Genomic DNA, 16,621 nt, shown 5'->3' with positions numbered 1-16,621 from the left:
ATGCGCGTCGCGGCCGCGATATCAATCCTTTTGCTGCTCGCCGGCTGCGCCGGCAACGAAGCATCGGTCCAGCAGCCCTCGATGTATGCCGATATGGCTGTCCCGGGCGCAAAGCTCGACGCGCAGGCCGCAGCGATCATGATCTCGCAATACCGCCAGAACAACGGGCTCGGCACCCTCGTGATCGACCCCGAACTGATGCGGCTCGCCGAATCTCAGTCCCAGGCCATGGCTGCCGCCAACAAGATGGACCATGACGTCCGCGCGCCGCTGGCCAAGCGCCTCAGCGCCGGCGGCTATCCGGCGACCGTTGCGGTCGAGAACGTCTCGGCCGGCTATCATACGCTGGCGGAAGCGTTTTCCGGCTGGCGCGACTCGCCCCCGCACCGCGCGAACATGCTCAAGAGCGGTGTCACAAAATTGGGCATTGCGGCGGGCTATGCTCCCGGCACCAAATACAAGGTGTTCTGGACCATGATCCTGGCCTCGACGGACTCCCGATAAGCCAGACTTGATCACGGGATGCATTGACGCCGCGGCAGACTGTCGCCACGGTCGCTCGCCATCTGCTACTGTTCCCGCATGACCGATCATAGCCCGGAAGTCGCAACTATCCCCGCGAACGCGCAACGTGTCCTGGTCCTCCAGGGCGGCGGCGCGCTCGGCTCCTATCAGGCCGGCGCCTATCAGTCGCTCTGCCATGCCGGCTTCGAGCCGGACTGGGTCGCCGGCATCTCGATCGGCGCGGTCAACGCCGCGATCATCGCCGGTAACGAAGGGCAGACGCGCGTCAAGCGGCTCAAGGAATTCTGGGAGATGGTCTCCGCGCCGGTGCCGTGGAAGCCGATCGGCAAAAGCGAGCACAGCCGCGAACTGTTCAATTCGACCAGCGCCGCATTGATCGCGACCTTCGGCGTGCCCGGCTTCTTCGTTCCGCGCATGCCGCCCGCGCCGCTCTGGCCGCCCGGCAGCCCCCAGGCCGAGAGCTATTACGATACTGCACCCCTGAAGAAGACGTTGGAGCGTCTGGTCGATTTCGACCGCATCAACGATCTGAAGACGCGGCTGTCGGTCGGTGCAGTCGGCGTTACCTCCGGCAACTTCAAATATTTCGACAATTTCGAGTTCAGGAAGCTCGGCAAGAAAATCGGACCCGAGCACATCATGGCCTCCGGCGCGCTGCCGCCCGGCTTTCCGTCCATCGTGATCGACGGCGAGCATTATTGGGACGGCGGCATTGCCTCCAACACGCCGCTCGACTACGTGCTGGACGCCGAGACCGACCGCGATCTCCTGATCTTCCAGATCGACCTGTTCAGCGCCCGCGGCGATCTGCCGACCTCGCTACTCGAGGCGACCGAGCGCGAGAAGGACATCCGCTTCTCGAGCCGCACGCGGATGAACACCGACAAGAACAAGCAGGTGCACAACGCCCGCAGGGCCGTGCGCGACCTGATTTCCAAATTGCCCGATTATCTCAAGAACGACCCTTCCGTGGAATTCCTTGCCAAGGTATCGCGCGAAAGCACCGTGACTGTGGTGCACCTGATCTACCGCAGCAAGAACTACGAATCCTCGTCCAAGGATTACGATTTCTCGCATGTCGCCATGGTCGAGCATTGGGAAGCCGGCGTGCGTGACGTGCATCTGTCGATGCGCCACAAGGATTGGCTCGAGCGGCCGCAATCCGGCGAGACCATGGTGACCTACGATCTCACGGGGGACGTCACTGCGCCCCCGCCAAGAAGGAGCGAATAATATGGGTAGTCTGTCAGGCAAGAACGCCGTCGTGACCGGGTCGACCAGCGGCATCGGACTTGCCTATGCGCGCGCCTTCGCCGCCGCCGGCGCCAATGTCGTCATCAACGGGTTCGGCTCGCCGGAGGACATCGAGAAGGAGCGCGCCAAGATCGAGTCCGATTTCGGCGTGAAGGCGGTCTATTCGCCGGCCGACATGACCAAGCCGGCCGAGATCGCCGGGATGGTCGCGCTCGGCGAGAAGAGCTTTGGTTCGGTCGATATTCTCGTCAACAATGCGGGCATCCAGTTCGTCTCGCCGATCGAGGAATTCCCGCCGGAGAAATGGGATCAGATCATCGCGATCAACCTGTCCTCGGCGTTCCATGCCATTCGCGCCGCCGTCCCGGGCATGAAGAAGAAGGGCTGGGGCCGCATCATCAATACCGCTTCCGCGCATTCGCTGGTCGCCTCGCCCTTCAAGTCGGCCTATGTCTCGGCCAAGCACGGCATCGCCGGCCTGACCAAGACCGTGGCGCTCGAGGTCGCGACCAGCAAGATCACCTGCAACTGCATCAGCCCCGGCTATGTCTGGACGCCGCTGGTGGAGAAGCAGATCCCCGACACCATGAAGGCCCGTAACCTCACGCGCGACCAGGTCATCAACGACGTGCTGCTCGACGCGCAGCCGACCAAGGAGTTCGTCACCTCCGAGCAGGTCGCAGCCCTCGCGCTGTTCCTGTGCGGCGACGATGCCGCGCAGATCACCGGCACGAATCTGTCGATCGACGGCGGCTGGACCGCGGAGTAGACCGCGATCGCTGGCGAATGGCGGAAGCCGAGCTCCGCCATTTTCGTTCAGTGCGTCCAGGCCAGCGCCGTCTCGAATGCCGAGGACAGGTGCAGCTCCGCGAACATGATCTTGCCGGCGACCACGAACAGCACGCTGGCGAGTGTGAGGCGCAGCACCGTCTCGGGCACGCGCGTCGCGCTAAAGCTGCCGACGACGATGCCGGGCAGCGAGCCCAACAGCAGCACGCCCATCAGCGCCCAATCCACGTCGCCAAGCGCCCAGTGCCCCATTCCGGCGATCAGCGTCAGCGGGACCGCATGGGCGATGTCGGACCCGACGATGGTCGCCACCGGCAGGCGCGGATAGAGCAGCAGCAGAACGGTGACGCCGACCGCGCCGGCGCCGACCGATGAAATCGAGACCAGCACACCGAGCACGATCCCGGTGACGACCGTCGCGATCGCCGTGGCGCGGTCATCGACCTGCTCCAGGCGCCGGCGATAGCGCTCCATGATCGATCTGCGGAAGATCAGCGAGGTCGCTGTCAGCAGCAGCGCGAAGCAGAGCACGAGGTTGACGAGATTGCGCTCGGAATCGCTCTTGAGGTCGAGCTTCCAGAGCACCAGCAGCGTCAGCGCGCTCGCCGGAAGGCTGCCGCAGGCGAGCCGCAGCACCGCCGGCCAGTGCACGCTGCGCGACCAGCCATGCACCACGCTGCCGCCGGTCTTGGTGGCGGCAGCATAGAGCAGGTCGGTGCCGACCGCGGTCGATGGATGAATCCCGAACAGGAGGATCAGCAGCGGCGTCATCAGCGAACCGCCGCCGACGCCGGTCATCCCGACCAGCAGGCCGACGCCGAAACCAGAGGCGACGTAGAGTGGATCGATCATGTCCAGGGAATCTTAGGTTTATCTCGTCAGTTGGGCAATACGACGTAGAATAAACTTTCCCTGCGGTGCAACCGCTTGGGCCAAATAAGAAAAATCGTGCTGTGCCCTTGGCAATAAATAGGTGTTTCGCGTTGTTCCCGGGCATGCTTCGAAGCAGCCGTTCCCCGAGAGCAGCACGCGAAGGCAGTCGGAAGTCTATTTCCCAAACGCCAGCACGTGCAGGCCGAGCCGCTGTCGCACGATCCAGAACAGCAGCACCGTCTCGAAACTGAGCGAGATCGAGGTCGCGGCCGCCGCGCCATGGCCGCCGAAGCGCGGCACCAACGCGATGCAGAGCACCAGGTTCATCGCAAAGGCCAGCGCATAGGCCAGCGCGCAGATCTTCTGCTGGCCGAGCATGTTGAGCAGCCGTTCGACCGGGCCGATCGCGGCACGGACCACGAGGCCAATCGCGGCGACGAACATGATGTCGTAGCCGATCACGAATTGCGGCCCGAACAGCCAGAGCAGGGGCTTGCCGAGCGCGAGCAGCACGATGGTCGCCGCCAGCGACGGCCAGAACGTCCAGTTGATGGCATGCGCCACGTAAGCCGACAGCCGCGCCTTGTCGCCAGCCGCGTTGTATTCGGCGAAGCGATGCGCGGTCGTCGCCGACATCGCGTAGTGGATGAAGGAGACCAGCGCCAGCGTCTTCACCACGGCGAAATAGACGCCGACCTCGTCGGAGGGGCGGAATTGCTGAAGCACCAGCACGTCGGTATAGGACAGCAGCAAATAGAAGCTTTCGACCAGCAGGATCGGCAGCGACACGGCGAGCCAGCCGCCGACGTCGTAGGCCTTGGGGCCCGCCTCGATGTGATCGGCGAGCTTGCGGTTCAGCACCACCATCTGCCCGGTCATCGCGATCCACACCGCGCCTGCGCTCGCGATCATCGCGGCAACCGCGCCGAGATGATAGCCGAGCAGGAAGGCGCAAGCCGTGATGCCGATGATTAGTGTCTGGCGGATGATGAATTGCGGCATCAGGCCGAGTTGCATCCAGTCATGCGAACGGGCGATGCCGTCCTGGGTGTTGGCGACGACGAAAGCGGGCAGCGTCATGCAGCCGATGTAGAGCGGCAGCACTTCGGCGGGATCGATCCAGGGCGAGAGCAATTTGACGATGCCCGCGAGGCCGAGCGAGACCAGCGTGGAGGCGCAAAAGGTCAGCCAGCGGCTGCCCGAGAGAAAGCCGCGCAGCAGCGCATGCTCGCCACGGCTGCGGTATTCCGGAATGATCTTTTGCGCGGAGGCCGAGATGCCAAAGTCCATCATGCTGCCGAGCAGCAGCACCCAGGTCCAGACATAGACATAGACGCCGTAGTCCGACGTCCCCATCCAGCGCGCGAGCAGGACCTGCGAGAAATATGCAAGGCCGGCGCTGATCACGCGGATGAGGAAGATGGTGCCTGCCAGCCGCCGCGTCAGCGACGCTTCGCTCGACCCGCCCGTCAATTTGTCGCGCAGCCGCGCGATGAGGCCGGCAGGTCCGGTCGTTGCGGGTTCTGCATCCATCACGGCCAATTCGAAGGATCCCCGAGGCGCACACGAATGCTGCGGCAGACTTGCCGCAGTAGCCCTGGGGATTAGCAACCATTCGTTAAGATTCGGTTGGATCAAAGATGTCGTCCGGGCGAACGCCAGGACGACCACTCACTCCAGATTGGTATTGAACTCGTACGACTTCTCCGGTCCGACCAGCGTGAACTTCAGCGCTGCGCCGCCGGGCTGGGCGCCCGGCGGCAGGCCGTCGAGTTCGAAAGAAAATCGCTTCACGCCCGGTGGGCTGGGCTCGACCGGCGCCGGGATGGGCAGCGCCCAATCGGGCGTCGGACCTTCCACGAACAGACTGACGGTGCGCGCATCCGGAACGACCACGTCGACCACCACATTCTTGGGCCCATCACGCTTCACGTCGCGGATGGTGAGCGGATTGGGATCGCCGATGGCGGCAGGTTTGGGCACGGTGTCGAGCGCTGCACGCAAATTGGCGTCCTCGGTCGAGGCGACGCTGTTGAAGCCAAGCTCGGCGCGGGCCTCGACGGGAATGCAAAGCTTTTCGCACACCGCATAATTGATCTCGGCGCGCAACGTCACCGGCTTGTCGGCCGCCTTGGCGATGATGCGCAGGGGCAGCACGATCTGGTCGTGATAGCCGATCGAATGGCCGCCCGCGCCGTCGTCGAATTTCTGCGGGGCCGGCCACATCACCGTCACCGCTTCGACATTGTCGGACTTCGAGAAATCGAAGCGCGGCGGAACGCCGGAATCGCCCGGCATGCGCCAATAGGTTTTCCAGCCGGGCTGGATCTGGAAGGCGATACCGCCGAGCAGGACGGCGCCGCTGCGCGATCCTGCCAGCAACCGCACCGCGGAATGTCCGTCGCGCTGCCACGGCGATGCGTCGTCGGCATGGGCCGCAAGCGCCAGCGAGGACGCGAGCAGGGTTGTCGCGACGCCAATCGCCGCACGCCGGGGAACTCTTGTCAGCATGGTACGTCTTTACAGGGTCGCCCGGCGGCAAACCATTGAATTGCTTGTGATGGATGCACTTGAATCAAGTCCCTGAAAGCCTTGATTTGACAGCGGCCCGGCCCGACATCAGGATAGGAATTGAAACCGGAGTGCTTCACCGATGGCTCCCACAGGCAAGAGGACGGGCGAAAGCACCCGCAAGCCAGCCCCCGCGCTCCCGAGTTCGGCGGGCTACCTCGACGGCCAGCTGTTGATCGCCATGCCCGTGATGGGCGACGAGCGCTTCGAGCGCTCGGTGATCTATCTCTGCGCCCACTCCGCCGAAGGCGCGATGGGCATCATCGTCAACCATCCGGCCGGCAGCATCGACTTCCCCGAGCTGTTGCAGCAGCTCGGCATCATCAACAAGGGCGAGCACATCAAGCTGCCGGAGAATGCCGAAAGCATGAAGGTGCTGCGCGGCGGTCCGGTCGATACCGGCCGCGGCTTCGTGCTGCATTCCAGCGATTTCTACATCGAGAATGCGACGCTCCGGATCGACGACGGCGTCTGCCTCACCGCGACCGTCGACATCCTGCGCGCGATCGCCAACGGCTCCGGCCCCAAGCACGCCATCCTGGCGCTCGGCTATGCCGGCTGGGCGCCGGGCCAGCTCGAGACCGAGATCCAGAGCAATGGCTGGCTGCATTGCGACGCGGATTCGGATTTGATCTTCGGCGACGACGTCGACGAAAAATACGGACGCGCGCTGCGTAAGATCGGCATCGATCCTGGCATGCTCTCGAACGAGGCGGGGCACGCGTAGCGCCTCAGTGTCGTCCTGGCGAAGGTCAGGACCCATTACCCCAGGCTGCAATTGTTGAAGCAGGCTGGCAACCACCAGCCTTCGCCGAACTGGACATCGGTGGTAATGGGTCCTGGATCGGCGCTGCTTCGCTCGCTGGTCCAGGACGACTGGAGAACTACTCCGCCGCCTGCTGCTGCACCGTTGGCTCCGTGCCCGCCACCGTCGCGCGGCGCATGTCACGGGGCTGCGACTGGTCGTAGCGGCGGACGCGGTGCATGGTCTGGCGGTTGTCCCACATCACGAGGTCATGCAGCTTCCATTTGTGGACGTAGACGAACTCGCTTTGTGTGGCGTGCTCGTTGAGATCGCGCAGCAGCAGCCTTCCCTCGGGGACGCTCATGCCGACAATCTTGCCGGCATGCGATGAGAGATAGAGCGACTTGCGGCGATGGACCGGGTGGGTGCGCACGAGACGTTGCATCACCGGCTTGAACATCTCCTTCTCCTCGTCGGTGTATTCTGTGAAGCCCAGCGATCCCCGCGAATACATCAGCGAGTGCTCGCAGACGAGATCCTCGATCTCCGCCTTGGTCTCGTCGTCGAGCGCGTCATAGGCCGCCCGCATGTCGGCGAATTCGGTATTGCCGCCCTTCGGGTTGAGCACGCGGGCCGACAGCAGCGAGAATTTTGCCGGGATAGGGCGGAACGAGCTGTCGGAATGCCACAAGCAATTGCCGAGGTTGAACAGGTGCGCGCGGCTGTCCTTTGCCAGCGGCTTGCCGTCCTTGCCGAGATTGGAAACGTCGTTCAGGCCCGATTGGAGCCGGTAGTCCTTCTCCTTCGTGACCGTGCCGCCGCGCGCGTCCTCGCGCTGGCCGAAGTTTAGCGCAAAGGCCATCTGCTGTTCGTCGGTGATGTCCTGGTCGTGGAACACCAGCACTGCATATTTGTCCATGGCGGCTTCGATCTCGCGCGCCTCGGCCTCGGTGAGAGGTTGCCGCAGGTCGAGGCCCGAGACCTCGCCGACAAAATGTTTGTGAAGCTGCCGGATGGCGATCGTCATGACGTTTCTCCCGCGAACCGCGAGCGGTTGGTCCCGCTCTGTCGAGGAAAAAGTTACTCCCGTAACAAGCGATGTCAACGCTGGGCGCGCATAGCTGCCCGTAGCCCGGATGGAGCGAAGCGTAATCCGGGGAGTCTTCCTGCGATGTGAGAACCCCGGATTGCGCTGCGCTCCATCCAGGCTACGCACCTTTGGTGCCGCTTACGCGTTGCGCGCCATCAGGCCGCCGTCGACAGGGATGACCGCGCCGGTGAGGAAGGACGCTGCCGGCAGGCACAGGCTCAGCGTCATGTGCGCGACCTCTTCCGGATCACCGTAGCGGCCGAGTGCCGTGCGGCGCTTGGCGTAGATGGTCTTGTGCTCTTCCGAGATCCGGTCGGTGATGGCGGTGCGGATCGGCCCCGGGCAAATGCAGTTGACGGTGATGCCCTCGCGGCCAAGCTCCACCGCGAGCGAGCGGGTGAGGCTGGCGACGCCGCCCTTCGCCGCCGAATAGGGGCCGTGCAATGCGGTGGCGCCGAGCGCCTCGGTCGAGGCGATGTTGACGATGCGCGGGCTCTTCGACTTGCGCAAGTGAGGCAGCGCGGCGCGGATGATGCGCGGATGCGCCGTCAGCATCACCGCGAGGCCCTTGGCCCAGGCTTCCTCATAGGCGTCGTCGTCGATCGCGACGCGCACGGAGATGCCGGCATTGTTGACGATGATGTCGAGTCCACCGAAATGTGCAGCGACGTCGCCGACCACGCGCTTGATCTTATCGCCGTCGGCAACGTCGAGCTTCCAGGCTTTCGCGGCGCCGCCGCTTGCCACGATCTCCTTCGCGACGGCCAGCGCGCCCTGCTCGTCATAATCGGTGACGGCAACGTTCGCGCCCTCAGTGGCAAACACGCGCGCCGTCGCGCGTCCCATGCCGCTGGCCGCGCCGGTAACGAGAACGGTCAGGCCCTTCACGGACCGGCTGAGTTGTTTGAAATCGGCCATGCTGTTTCCTCTGAGCCCTGCTTGTTCTTGTTGTGATTGACAAGGCTGTCATCGATCCGCAGACAGGTCAAACAAGCAAGACAATGAGGGAGGCCAGCGATGACGAACGAGCTCGATTTCTCAGGCAAGCAGGTGCTGGTTGTCGGCGGATCCAGCGGCATCGGCAACGGCATTGCGCAAGCCTTTCGCGTCAGGGGCGCGCAGGTTGCGGTCTGCGGCACGCGTGCTCACGCGAAGGAATATTCGCAAGCTGAAGGCTCGGATCTCACCGGTCTTTCCTATGCGCAGCTCGACGTCGGCAATGCCGGAGCGGTCGAAGCGTTCAAGCCGTCGTTCGATCGGCTCGATATCCTGGTGCTCGCACAGGGCGCGGTGCTCTATCGCCGCGGCGAGTTCGAGATGGCGGGCTTTCGCAAGGTCGTCGAGGTCAATTTGATGAGCCTGATGGCCTGCGCCACGCGCTTCCATCCCATGTTGCGGGACGCGCGGGGATCGCTGATTATGGTGTCCTCGACCGCGGCCTATCATTCCACCATGGGCAATCCCGCTTACAACGCGTCGAAGACCGGCGCGGTCGGACTAACGCGGACGCTGGGCGAGGCCTGGGCCGAAGATGACATCCGCGTCAACGGCATCGCGCCCGGTCTGGTCGACACCAAGATGACGAAGGTGACGACCGACAATCCCAAGCGGCTCGAAGGTGCACTTTCACGCATTCCGCTGCGGCGATTGGGCACCCCGGCTGACATGGCGGGCGCGGCGCTGTTCCTGGCATCGCCGCTGTCGTCCTACATCATCGGCCAGACATTGGTCGTCGACGGCGGGCTGATTCTCTGAGTCCAATTTCAAGTCAGATGGAACTGCGCCGCTCCTGATCGGTTACTTGGGCTGACCCCCGAGGAGGAGCATCATGGATAAGGATCGGATTGTCGGATCGGCCAAGGAATTCGCCGGACGCGCGGAAGGCGCTATCGGAGATTTGGCTAGCGATACGCAGACACAGGCGTCCGGCAAGGCACGCGAAGCCGCCGGCAGTGTGCAGAATCTTTACGGCCAGGCCAAGGATGCCGTACGTGACGCCACGGACACCGCGGCAAGCTATGCCAAGGACGCCTACGACAAGCCGGCCGAAACCTTGCGTGACGGCTCGCAGGCGATTGCCCAGAAGGTGCAGGACAACCCGATGGGCGCGCTGCTGGTCGCCGGCGGCATCGGCTTTGCACTGGCACTGCTGATGGCGCGGCCTTCGCGCCGCCCGCCGCCGCGCTGGCGCTACTAGGCTAAAGCCAACGCGCGATAAGCATCAGGGCCCCGGACGCAGCGCGGCGCGTACGCCGCGTTGCCGAGCCGGGGCCCATTCTTTTTGTGACTGTCGGACGAGCTGGGTCCCGGCTCTGCGCAGCAGCGTTTCACGCTGCAGCGCGTCCGGGACACGAGAGCTCAGCTTAGAAAATTATCGGAACACTTCCGCCGATCGCCCGACGTTGCCAGGCGGACGCGGGATCGCAGGGTTGGGATTCGGATTGCGCGGCGCCGGCGCCAATTGACGCGGCGGGGGCGGCGGCGAGCCAAAGCCGAAGAAATCGCGCATCGATGGCGCTGCCTGTGCCGGTTGCTGCGGCGCCGGTGGCTTCTTCGGCGCAAGCTTTGGCGGGGCGATCGCCGCGGCCGCACCCGGCGTACCGCCATCGGGTGTCGTCGTGGCGACCGGCGTATCGCCCTTGGCCTGCTCGCGGCCGACTTCGCGGCGCGGCCAGGCATAATCGTCGGCGCGGCCGGCGGGCGCAGCCAGTGGCTCGCCCTTCACCATCGTCTTCGCAGCGAGCGCATCGACGGCGGCAGGACGTGAGCCCGGCCCACCCAGCAATTGATCGGTCGAGATCGAGGCCGCAACCAGCGGCACGATCGGACCGGCCAGCGGCCGCGGCGCGGGCTTGCCGGGTTCGGCACTGGTGTCGGGGGTCGCCGGTTCGCTCGGCAGCGCGATCGGGCCGGAGCGCCCGGCGAGCAGGCGGGTGATCTCGCGCTCGACATAGTGGGCGAGCTTGCGCGCGCCGGGTTTCGTGAAATAGACGCCGTCACCGCTGCGGAGCTGACGGATCTGGCCTTCGAAGTCCGGGCCCTTCTGCAAGAAGCGGCCGGCTTCGTCGACAAAGCCGTCCCAGACGTCGACATAGGTGATGCCGGCCTTGGCCGCGCCTTCGCGATAGAGCGAATCCAGGAACAGCATGTCCGCGGTGCCCTTGGGGCCACGGATGGCGGGCAGGCCGACCCAGAGCACCGGCACGCCCTTGGACTTGAGGACGTTGGCGAGCTCCTCGATCTTCTTGCCGTAGAGCTCGACCCAGCGCTCGTCGCGGAATTCGTAGAGGCCGTTCGGGTTGCGCGCGGTCTTCTCGGGCGCGGCGACCGCCGGTGCGTCAGCGTTGTCGGCATCATCCTGCGGCAGGTCGGCATCGGCCGGCTTGTCATCCGGCTTCGCGGCGGTGTCGCCGGGCTTGGCATCGCCAGGCTTGGCCGGTGGTTTGCCGCGCGCGCCCTTGTCGTTCTTCTTGTCCTTGTCCGTCGCCTTGTCCGATTTATCGGGTGCTGCCGCCTCGCGGATCGCGATGCGGTCGTTGAGGCCGAGCATCACCACGATCACGTCGGGCTTCTCGGTCTCGAGAATGCCTTTCGCAGCAGCGGTCCAGTCCGAGGGCTCGCCCTTGGGCTGGTACTTGATTAGGCCCGACGTGGTCTTGTGCTTGCGGATCACGCCCATGTCGGGCTGCTCGGTGTAGGCGTCCTCCAGGCCGTAGGCGAGCCAGTCAGCCATGGCGTCGCCGATCACCAGCACGTTCCTGTCGGGAATGGTGTCGCGCTTGGCCGGCGCCGGTGCGCGCGAAAAATCCTGGCGCGGCGCTTGCGGCTGTTGCTGCTGGAACGGCGCGAAGAAGTCGCCGCCGAACCATCCGCCGCCTCCGCCTCCGCCGTTGCGCGGCGGCGGCGGAGCCGAGCGCTGCGGCGGGCCGCCGAAGCCGGGGAAGTTGAAGAACTGCGCCGAGGCGGGTCCCGCGACCGACACCAGAATCGCAAGCGCCGTCCCCAGCGCGATCAGCGGGCCGGTCTCGGTCAGCACCTTGAACAGGGACTTCTTCGACATGCGATCTCGGCACGTGCAATAGGGATCAGGACAGGCTCGATATAATAACGGAATCGGGCGCCAAACGGGCAGATTCTCTTTCAGATTCTCTTCAGATCCTTGAGATTCTGGGCCCAGATTCTCGGCCCAGAATTATTGGCCCATACACGGCGAACCGCCGCCCCGGTCAAGACCGCCGGCCAAAATCCCTGTTCAGGGTTACTTTCGGCGCGATTTTACTGCCCCCGCAGCCGATTCAGCGCGTCGGAGGAGGCAAATCCATCCGCGGGGACCCCGATCGAGGCCTGGAAGTTGCGCAGGGCTTCCCGGGTCTGGCCGCCGAACTGGCCGTCGGGGGTGCCCCTGTAGAAGCCGCGCTGGGCCAGCAGCTGCTGGAGTTCCAGCCGCTCGGTCCGGGACAGCTCCCGTTCCTGCCGCGGCCAGGGCTGAACGAACGGCTGGCCGCCGCGGAGGCGATCGGCGAAATGGCCAATCGCCAGCGCATAGGCCTCGGCCGGGTTGTACTTCATGATGACCCGGAAGTTCTGCAGCATCAGGAAGCCGGGCCCTTGGGCACCGGCCGGCGCCAGCAGATAGGCCTTCTCGGCTGGATGCGGGAAGGGCTGGTTGGTCGGGCGCTTGAGGCCGAGCTTCTCCCACTGCGCTACCGTCATCGCCTTGGCGCGGTCGGCCAGCATGTAGTTGAAGCCTTGGGGCACCACGACCTCGTAGCCCCAGGTCTGGCCGGCCTGCCAGCCGTCCTTCTTCAGATTGTTGGCGGTCGACGCAATCAGGTCGGAGGGATTGTCGACGACGTCACGCCGGCCGTCGCCGTCGCCGTCCACGGCAAAGCGCTTGAACGCGGTCGGCATGAACTGGGTCGGGCCGAAGGCGCCGGCCCAGGAGCCGCGCAATTGTTCGGGCCTGAGATCGCCGCGGTTGAGGATCTCCAGCGCGGAGAGGAATTCGTCCTTGAAGTAAGCCTGGCGGCGGCCGATGCAGGCGAGCGTCGCGGTCGATTGCAGCACGCTGCGGTCGCCCATCTGCGTCGAGTAGTTGGACTCGATGCCCCAGATCGAGGCGATGACATAACGATCGACGCCGGTGGCTTTTTCGGTGGCCTCGAACTGCGCCTTGTATTTGGCCAGGACCTCGCGGCCCTTGGCGAGGCGGTTGTCGTTCACGAGGATGTCGAGATAATCCCAAATCGACTTGGTGAACTCGGGCTGCGAATCCATCAGGTCCATGATGCGCAGATCGGGCGCGAGGCCTTCAGTGAAGCGCTGGAAATTTTCCTGCGTGATGTTGCGCCGTGCGGCATCGGGCCACATGCCTGCGACGCAATTGTTGAAGTTACCCGCGGCCTCTCGGATCGCGGCGGCTGTCATCAGCGGATGCCCGGAGGCGCCATCCTCGCCGGTCCAAGGTTGAACTCCCGTTTGAGCGCCGCTGGGCCCGGGCGCTGCTGGCGAAGGCGCCTGGTTCGGGCCGGAGAAAATACCGCCGAACAGATTGGACAAACCGTTCTGAGCCTGCGCGCTGGCGGGAAGTGGGAACAGCAGGGCGGTCGCAATCATCGTCGCACCGGTCACGGACCCGCCCCGTTTTGCCAGCCCTGCCATTGATTGCATCATGTCCACACCTGTCCGGCCAAAATCCGCCATCAGGAGGCCTGGTTACGGTTGCCAACAGCTTAACAAAGGTGAAATTTTGATGGTGGCCTTTTTCTTAACTCTGTGAGGATGAGGCCCCACATCCGCCTTTGTTGGCGGCTGCAAACAAGCTAGCAAGATGCCATTGCTCCCTTCACGTGTTCCTCAGGTATTCGATCAATCCCATGAAAATCCGCAAAGCCGTATTTCCCGTTGCCGGCCTCGGCACCCGCGTCCTGCCCGCCACCAAGGCGATGCCGAAGGAAATGCTGACGATCGTCGACAAGCCGCTGATCCAGTACGTCTATGACGAGGCCCGGGAAGCCGGCATCGAGCACTTCATCTTTGTCACCGGCCGCAACAAAAGTGTCATCGAAGATCATTTCGACCGGATGTTCGAGCTCGATGCGACGCTGGCCGCGCGCGGCAAGAAGACCGAGCAGGACGTTCTGGCGCAGAACCAGCCGGAGGCCGGCGCCGTCAGCTTCACCCGCCAGCAGGCGCCGCTCGGCCTCGGTCACGCGGTCTGGTGCGCACGCGACATCGTCGGCAACGAGCCGTTCGCGGTCGTGCTGCCGGACGAGCTCGTGCTCAATTCGCCCGGCTGCCTGAAGCAGATGATCGACACCGCCAGCAAGCTCGGCGAAAAATCCAATGTCATCGCGGTCGAGGCGGTGCCCGACCATCTGACCCATCAATACGGCATCTGCGGCGTCGGCAAACGCACCGGCAAGATGTTCGAGGTCGACGGCATGGTCGAGAAGCCGGCCAAGGGCACCGCGCCCTCCAACCTCTCGATCACCGGCCGCTACATCCTGCAGCCGGAGATCTTCAAGATCCTGGAGACCCAGGAGCGCGGCGCCGGCGGAGAGATCCAGCTCACCGATGCCATGATCGGCCTCGCCAGATCGCAAAGCTTCTACGGCGTCGAGTTCGAGGGCGAGCGCCATGATTGCGGCTCCAAGCCCGGCTTCCTCCGCGCCAACATCGCCTACGGCCTGAAGCGGCCGGAGCTGCGTGACGGGCTCATTGCGGAAATGAAGAAGTATCTGGGGCAGTAGCGCTCCGCTCGTCATTGCGAGGAGCGAAGCGACGAAGCAATCCAGGCTGTCTTCGCGGAGACAGTCTGGATTGCTTCGCTTCGCTCGCAATGACGGAACGAAACCCTCACGCCACCAGCGACAGCTTCGGCAAGCTTGCGACCACCGACTGGTTGCGGCCGCCGGCTTTTGCGGCGTAGAGCGCCTTGTCGGCGGCGGCGACCAGGATCGGCCAGTCCATGCCGGTGGTGGGAACGAGGCTCGCGATGCCGCAGGACACCGTCGAGCTCGTGTGGTCGTCGGACCATCCCTGCACCTTGGCGCGGATCGTCTCGGCCACCAGGAGGGCGTCCGTGACCGAGGTGCCCGGCAGCAGCACGGCGAATTCCTCACCGCCATAGCGCGCGGCGCAGTCGCCGGCGCGGCTCACCGAATCGGAAATGCAGATGGCGATGCCGACCAGCACCTGGTCGCCGGCCTGGTGGCCGAACGTGTCGTTGTAGGCCTTGAAGTGATCGGCATCGATCATCAAGAGCGCGATCGGCGTCTGCTGCCGCATCGCGCGGCGCCATTCGACGTCGATCACCTGGTCGAACTTGCGGCGGTTCTTCAGGCCGGTGAGCGCGTCGGTCGTCGCCATCTCCTCGAGCTTGCGCTCGGCCTCGGCGCGCCGGCCGATCTCGCGCGCGAGCACCAGCGTCGATGCCAGCATGAACAGGCTGAGCGCCACGACCACGGCGCCGATGCGGTAGGCTTCCCTCTGCCAGAGCTCGAACACGGTGTTCAGTGGCTTACCTGCCACCACGAATAGCGGGCTGGTCCCACCGCTGCGGACATAGAGCCGCGGCGTGCCGTCGATCGGCCCCTGTCCGGCGAATGCGCTGCCGACCTTCAGATTTTCGGCCTTCCAGACCGGCCGGTCGGCCAGATTCGTGCCGATCACGTCGAGATCAAACGGCCGCCGCATCATGACGGTACGGTCGCGCCTGAGCACGGTGATGGTATCGTCGGGATCGAGGCTCAGCCGCTCGAACAATTCGTGGAAATAGCTGAAGCGGATCGATCCGGCGACGACGCCGAGAAAGCCGCCGTCGGTATCGCTGATGCGCCGGCTCAGCACGATCGAATAAGCGCCGCGGAACAGCATGGGACGGCTGATGAAGAGCCCGGCTTGCGGATTGTCCCGATGGGCCTTGAAGTAATCCTCGTCGCCCCGGTTCACGACAACGGGATCGAGCGTCGAGGCGTCAATGGTCAACCGGCCGTCGGCGTCGAACACCTGGATCGCGCCGAAATGCCTCGCCGTGGTCGAATGGTCGAACAGGATGAGGTGACGGATCGGCTTCGAGACCGTGGCGATTTCCGGCAGCAGCATGTTGCTGGCGACCGCCTTAAGGGCCAGATCGTAGATCTCGATGTTGCGGCTGACGTCGGACTCGATGGTCGTCGCCAGGTTTTCCAGCGTCTGGCGGGCGAGCGCCTCCTCGCCGCGGCGCATGTCCAGCATGACGTTGACGCAAATGGCGGAAAAGCCGATCACCGTCACCACGGACGAGATGATCAGCAGCTTCGCCGAAAGCCGCCATGGCCGGCGGGCCGTGACGTCGCGCCATCGAGACAACATCGTTTGCTCCCGACACCAGTGAATGCGCCCGAAAGCTTGAGTAGTGTTTAAGCCGGGACGGCGCTGCCGGAATGAGTTAAAAATTGGTTTCCGCGGCTCACGTTTTTGGGCAAAGCGGAGCTTCGACCAGCGAAGAGGACAGCGGTGAACGACTACGACGCGTTGCGCGATTATCTGATGCGGCAGAAGCAGGCGGAATTCGTGCTGACCTATGAACAGATCGAAGAGATTATCGGCGCGGCCCTGCCGCGCGCGGCGAATCGTGCCTCATGGTGGGACAGCCTGCGCAGCCCGGATATCCAGATGCCGCAACGCGAAGCCTGCCTCGCCGCGGGTTTCAAGGCGATGCGGATGCCGGACGGTGCGAGCGTGCGGTTCACCAAGCTGAAGAGTGACCGGCGCAGGCCTGGGTGAGGCGA

16 protein-coding genes are annotated in these 16,621 nt (G+C 64.5%); 8 read left to right on the top strand and 8 right to left on the bottom strand.

Features of this window, described 5'->3' with window-relative positions; genetic code table 11:
- The 3 genes from IVB42_RS40580 (at position 1) to IVB42_RS40570 (ending at position 2,548) form a co-directional block, all read left to right on the top strand.
- Positions 1-504: a CAP domain-containing protein gene (locus IVB42_RS40580; protein WP_026232777.1), complete on the top strand. Its 504-nt coding sequence runs from the start codon at positions 1-3 to the stop codon at positions 502-504.
- 78 nt (positions 505-582) lie between these two features.
- Positions 583-1,758: a patatin-like phospholipase family protein gene (locus IVB42_RS40575; RefSeq protein ID WP_018454641.1), complete on the top strand. Its 1,176-nt coding sequence runs from the start codon at positions 583-585 to the stop codon at positions 1,756-1,758.
- Position 1,759: 1 nt separating this feature from the next.
- A complete protein-coding gene (locus IVB42_RS40570) occupies positions 1,760-2,548 on the top strand; it encodes a 3-hydroxybutyrate dehydrogenase (RefSeq protein ID WP_018454640.1) in 789 nt (262 codons plus the stop codon).
- A 47-nt stretch (positions 2,549-2,595) separates the two neighbouring features.
- On the opposite strand, the gene IVB42_RS40565 is transcribed toward IVB42_RS40570, so the two are convergent.
- The 3 genes from IVB42_RS40565 to IVB42_RS40555 all read right to left on the bottom strand — a co-directional run bounded on the left by IVB42_RS40565 (position 2,596) and on the right by IVB42_RS40555 (position 5,952).
- The gene (locus tag IVB42_RS40565; protein ID WP_018454639.1) at positions 2,596-3,420 is read right to left on the bottom strand and encodes a sulfite exporter TauE/SafE family protein; all 825 of its coding nucleotides are present in this window, start codon (positions 3,418-3,420) and stop codon (positions 2,596-2,598) included.
- Positions 3,421-3,615: 195 nt separating this feature from the next.
- Positions 3,616-4,974: a flippase gene (locus IVB42_RS40560; protein ID WP_018454638.1), complete on the bottom strand. Its 1,359-nt coding sequence runs from the start codon at positions 4,972-4,974 to the stop codon at positions 3,616-3,618.
- 138 nt (positions 4,975-5,112) lie between these two features.
- Entirely contained in the window at positions 5,113-5,952 is an 840-nt protein-coding gene (locus tag IVB42_RS40555) for a protein-disulfide reductase DsbD domain-containing protein (protein ID WP_018454637.1), read from the bottom strand.
- A 142-nt stretch (positions 5,953-6,094) separates the two neighbouring features.
- Between IVB42_RS40555 and IVB42_RS40550 the strand changes: the two genes are divergently transcribed.
- Positions 6,095-6,739, top strand: a complete 645-nt coding sequence (locus IVB42_RS40550; RefSeq protein ID WP_018454636.1) for a YqgE/AlgH family protein — start codon at positions 6,095-6,097, stop codon at positions 6,737-6,739.
- A 157-nt stretch (positions 6,740-6,896) separates the two neighbouring features.
- Here the strand turns inward: IVB42_RS40550 and IVB42_RS40545 are convergent, their stop codons facing one another.
- Positions 6,897-7,784, bottom strand: a complete 888-nt coding sequence (locus IVB42_RS40545) for a TauD/TfdA family dioxygenase (RefSeq protein WP_018454635.1) — start codon at positions 7,782-7,784, stop codon at positions 6,897-6,899.
- Between the two features lie 201 nt (positions 7,785-7,985).
- The gene (locus tag IVB42_RS40540; protein WP_018454634.1) at positions 7,986-8,765 is read right to left on the bottom strand and encodes an SDR family NAD(P)-dependent oxidoreductase; all 780 of its coding nucleotides are present in this window, start codon (positions 8,763-8,765) and stop codon (positions 7,986-7,988) included.
- 99 nt (positions 8,766-8,864) lie between these two features.
- Here IVB42_RS40540 and IVB42_RS40535 point away from each other — a divergent pair, with 99 nt between their 5' ends.
- Together IVB42_RS40535 and IVB42_RS40530 are read left to right on the top strand one after the other, a co-directional pair.
- Positions 8,865-9,602 (top strand): SDR family oxidoreductase, encoded by a 738-nt coding sequence (locus IVB42_RS40535; RefSeq protein WP_018454633.1) that lies wholly within the window; start codon positions 8,865-8,867, stop codon positions 9,600-9,602.
- Positions 9,603-9,675: 73 nt separating this feature from the next.
- Positions 9,676-10,044: a CsbD family protein gene (locus IVB42_RS40530; RefSeq protein WP_018454632.1), complete on the top strand. Its 369-nt coding sequence runs from the start codon at positions 9,676-9,678 to the stop codon at positions 10,042-10,044.
- A 174-nt stretch (positions 10,045-10,218) separates the two neighbouring features.
- On the opposite strand, the gene IVB42_RS40525 is transcribed toward IVB42_RS40530, so the two are convergent.
- Both IVB42_RS40525 and IVB42_RS40520 read right to left on the bottom strand, forming a co-directional pair.
- A complete protein-coding gene (locus IVB42_RS40525; RefSeq protein ID WP_018454631.1) occupies positions 10,219-11,907 on the bottom strand; it encodes an SGNH family hydrolase in 1,689 nt (562 codons plus the stop codon).
- Positions 11,908-12,122: 215 nt separating this feature from the next.
- Positions 12,123-13,520, bottom strand: a complete 1,398-nt coding sequence (locus IVB42_RS40520; RefSeq protein WP_198293349.1) for a lytic murein transglycosylase — start codon at positions 13,518-13,520, stop codon at positions 12,123-12,125.
- A 203-nt stretch (positions 13,521-13,723) separates the two neighbouring features.
- On the opposite strand from IVB42_RS40520, the gene IVB42_RS40515 reads away from it, so the two are divergent.
- A complete protein-coding gene (locus IVB42_RS40515) occupies positions 13,724-14,599 on the top strand; it encodes a UTP--glucose-1-phosphate uridylyltransferase (protein ID WP_026232775.1) in 876 nt (291 codons plus the stop codon).
- Positions 14,600-14,705: 106 nt separating this feature from the next.
- Here IVB42_RS40515 and IVB42_RS40510 read toward each other — a convergent pair whose 3' ends face one another.
- The gene (locus IVB42_RS40510) at positions 14,706-16,202 is read right to left on the bottom strand and encodes a diguanylate cyclase (RefSeq protein WP_247294148.1); all 1,497 of its coding nucleotides are present in this window, start codon (positions 16,200-16,202) and stop codon (positions 14,706-14,708) included.
- Between the two features lie 144 nt (positions 16,203-16,346).
- Between IVB42_RS40510 and IVB42_RS40505 the strand changes: the two genes are divergently transcribed.
- Positions 16,347-16,616, top strand: coding sequence for a hypothetical protein (locus IVB42_RS40505; RefSeq protein WP_018454627.1), 270 nt, complete (start codon positions 16,347-16,349; stop codon positions 16,614-16,616).
- Positions 16,617-16,621 lie beyond the last annotated feature (5 nt).

Origin of the sequence: Bradyrhizobium sp. 45 (assembly GCF_023073155.1) — a bacterium.
In the GTDB taxonomy this organism is placed as follows: domain Bacteria; phylum Pseudomonadota; class Alphaproteobacteria; order Rhizobiales; family Xanthobacteraceae; genus Bradyrhizobium; species Bradyrhizobium canariense_D.
This window is presented reverse-complemented; position numbering and strand designations above follow the sequence as displayed.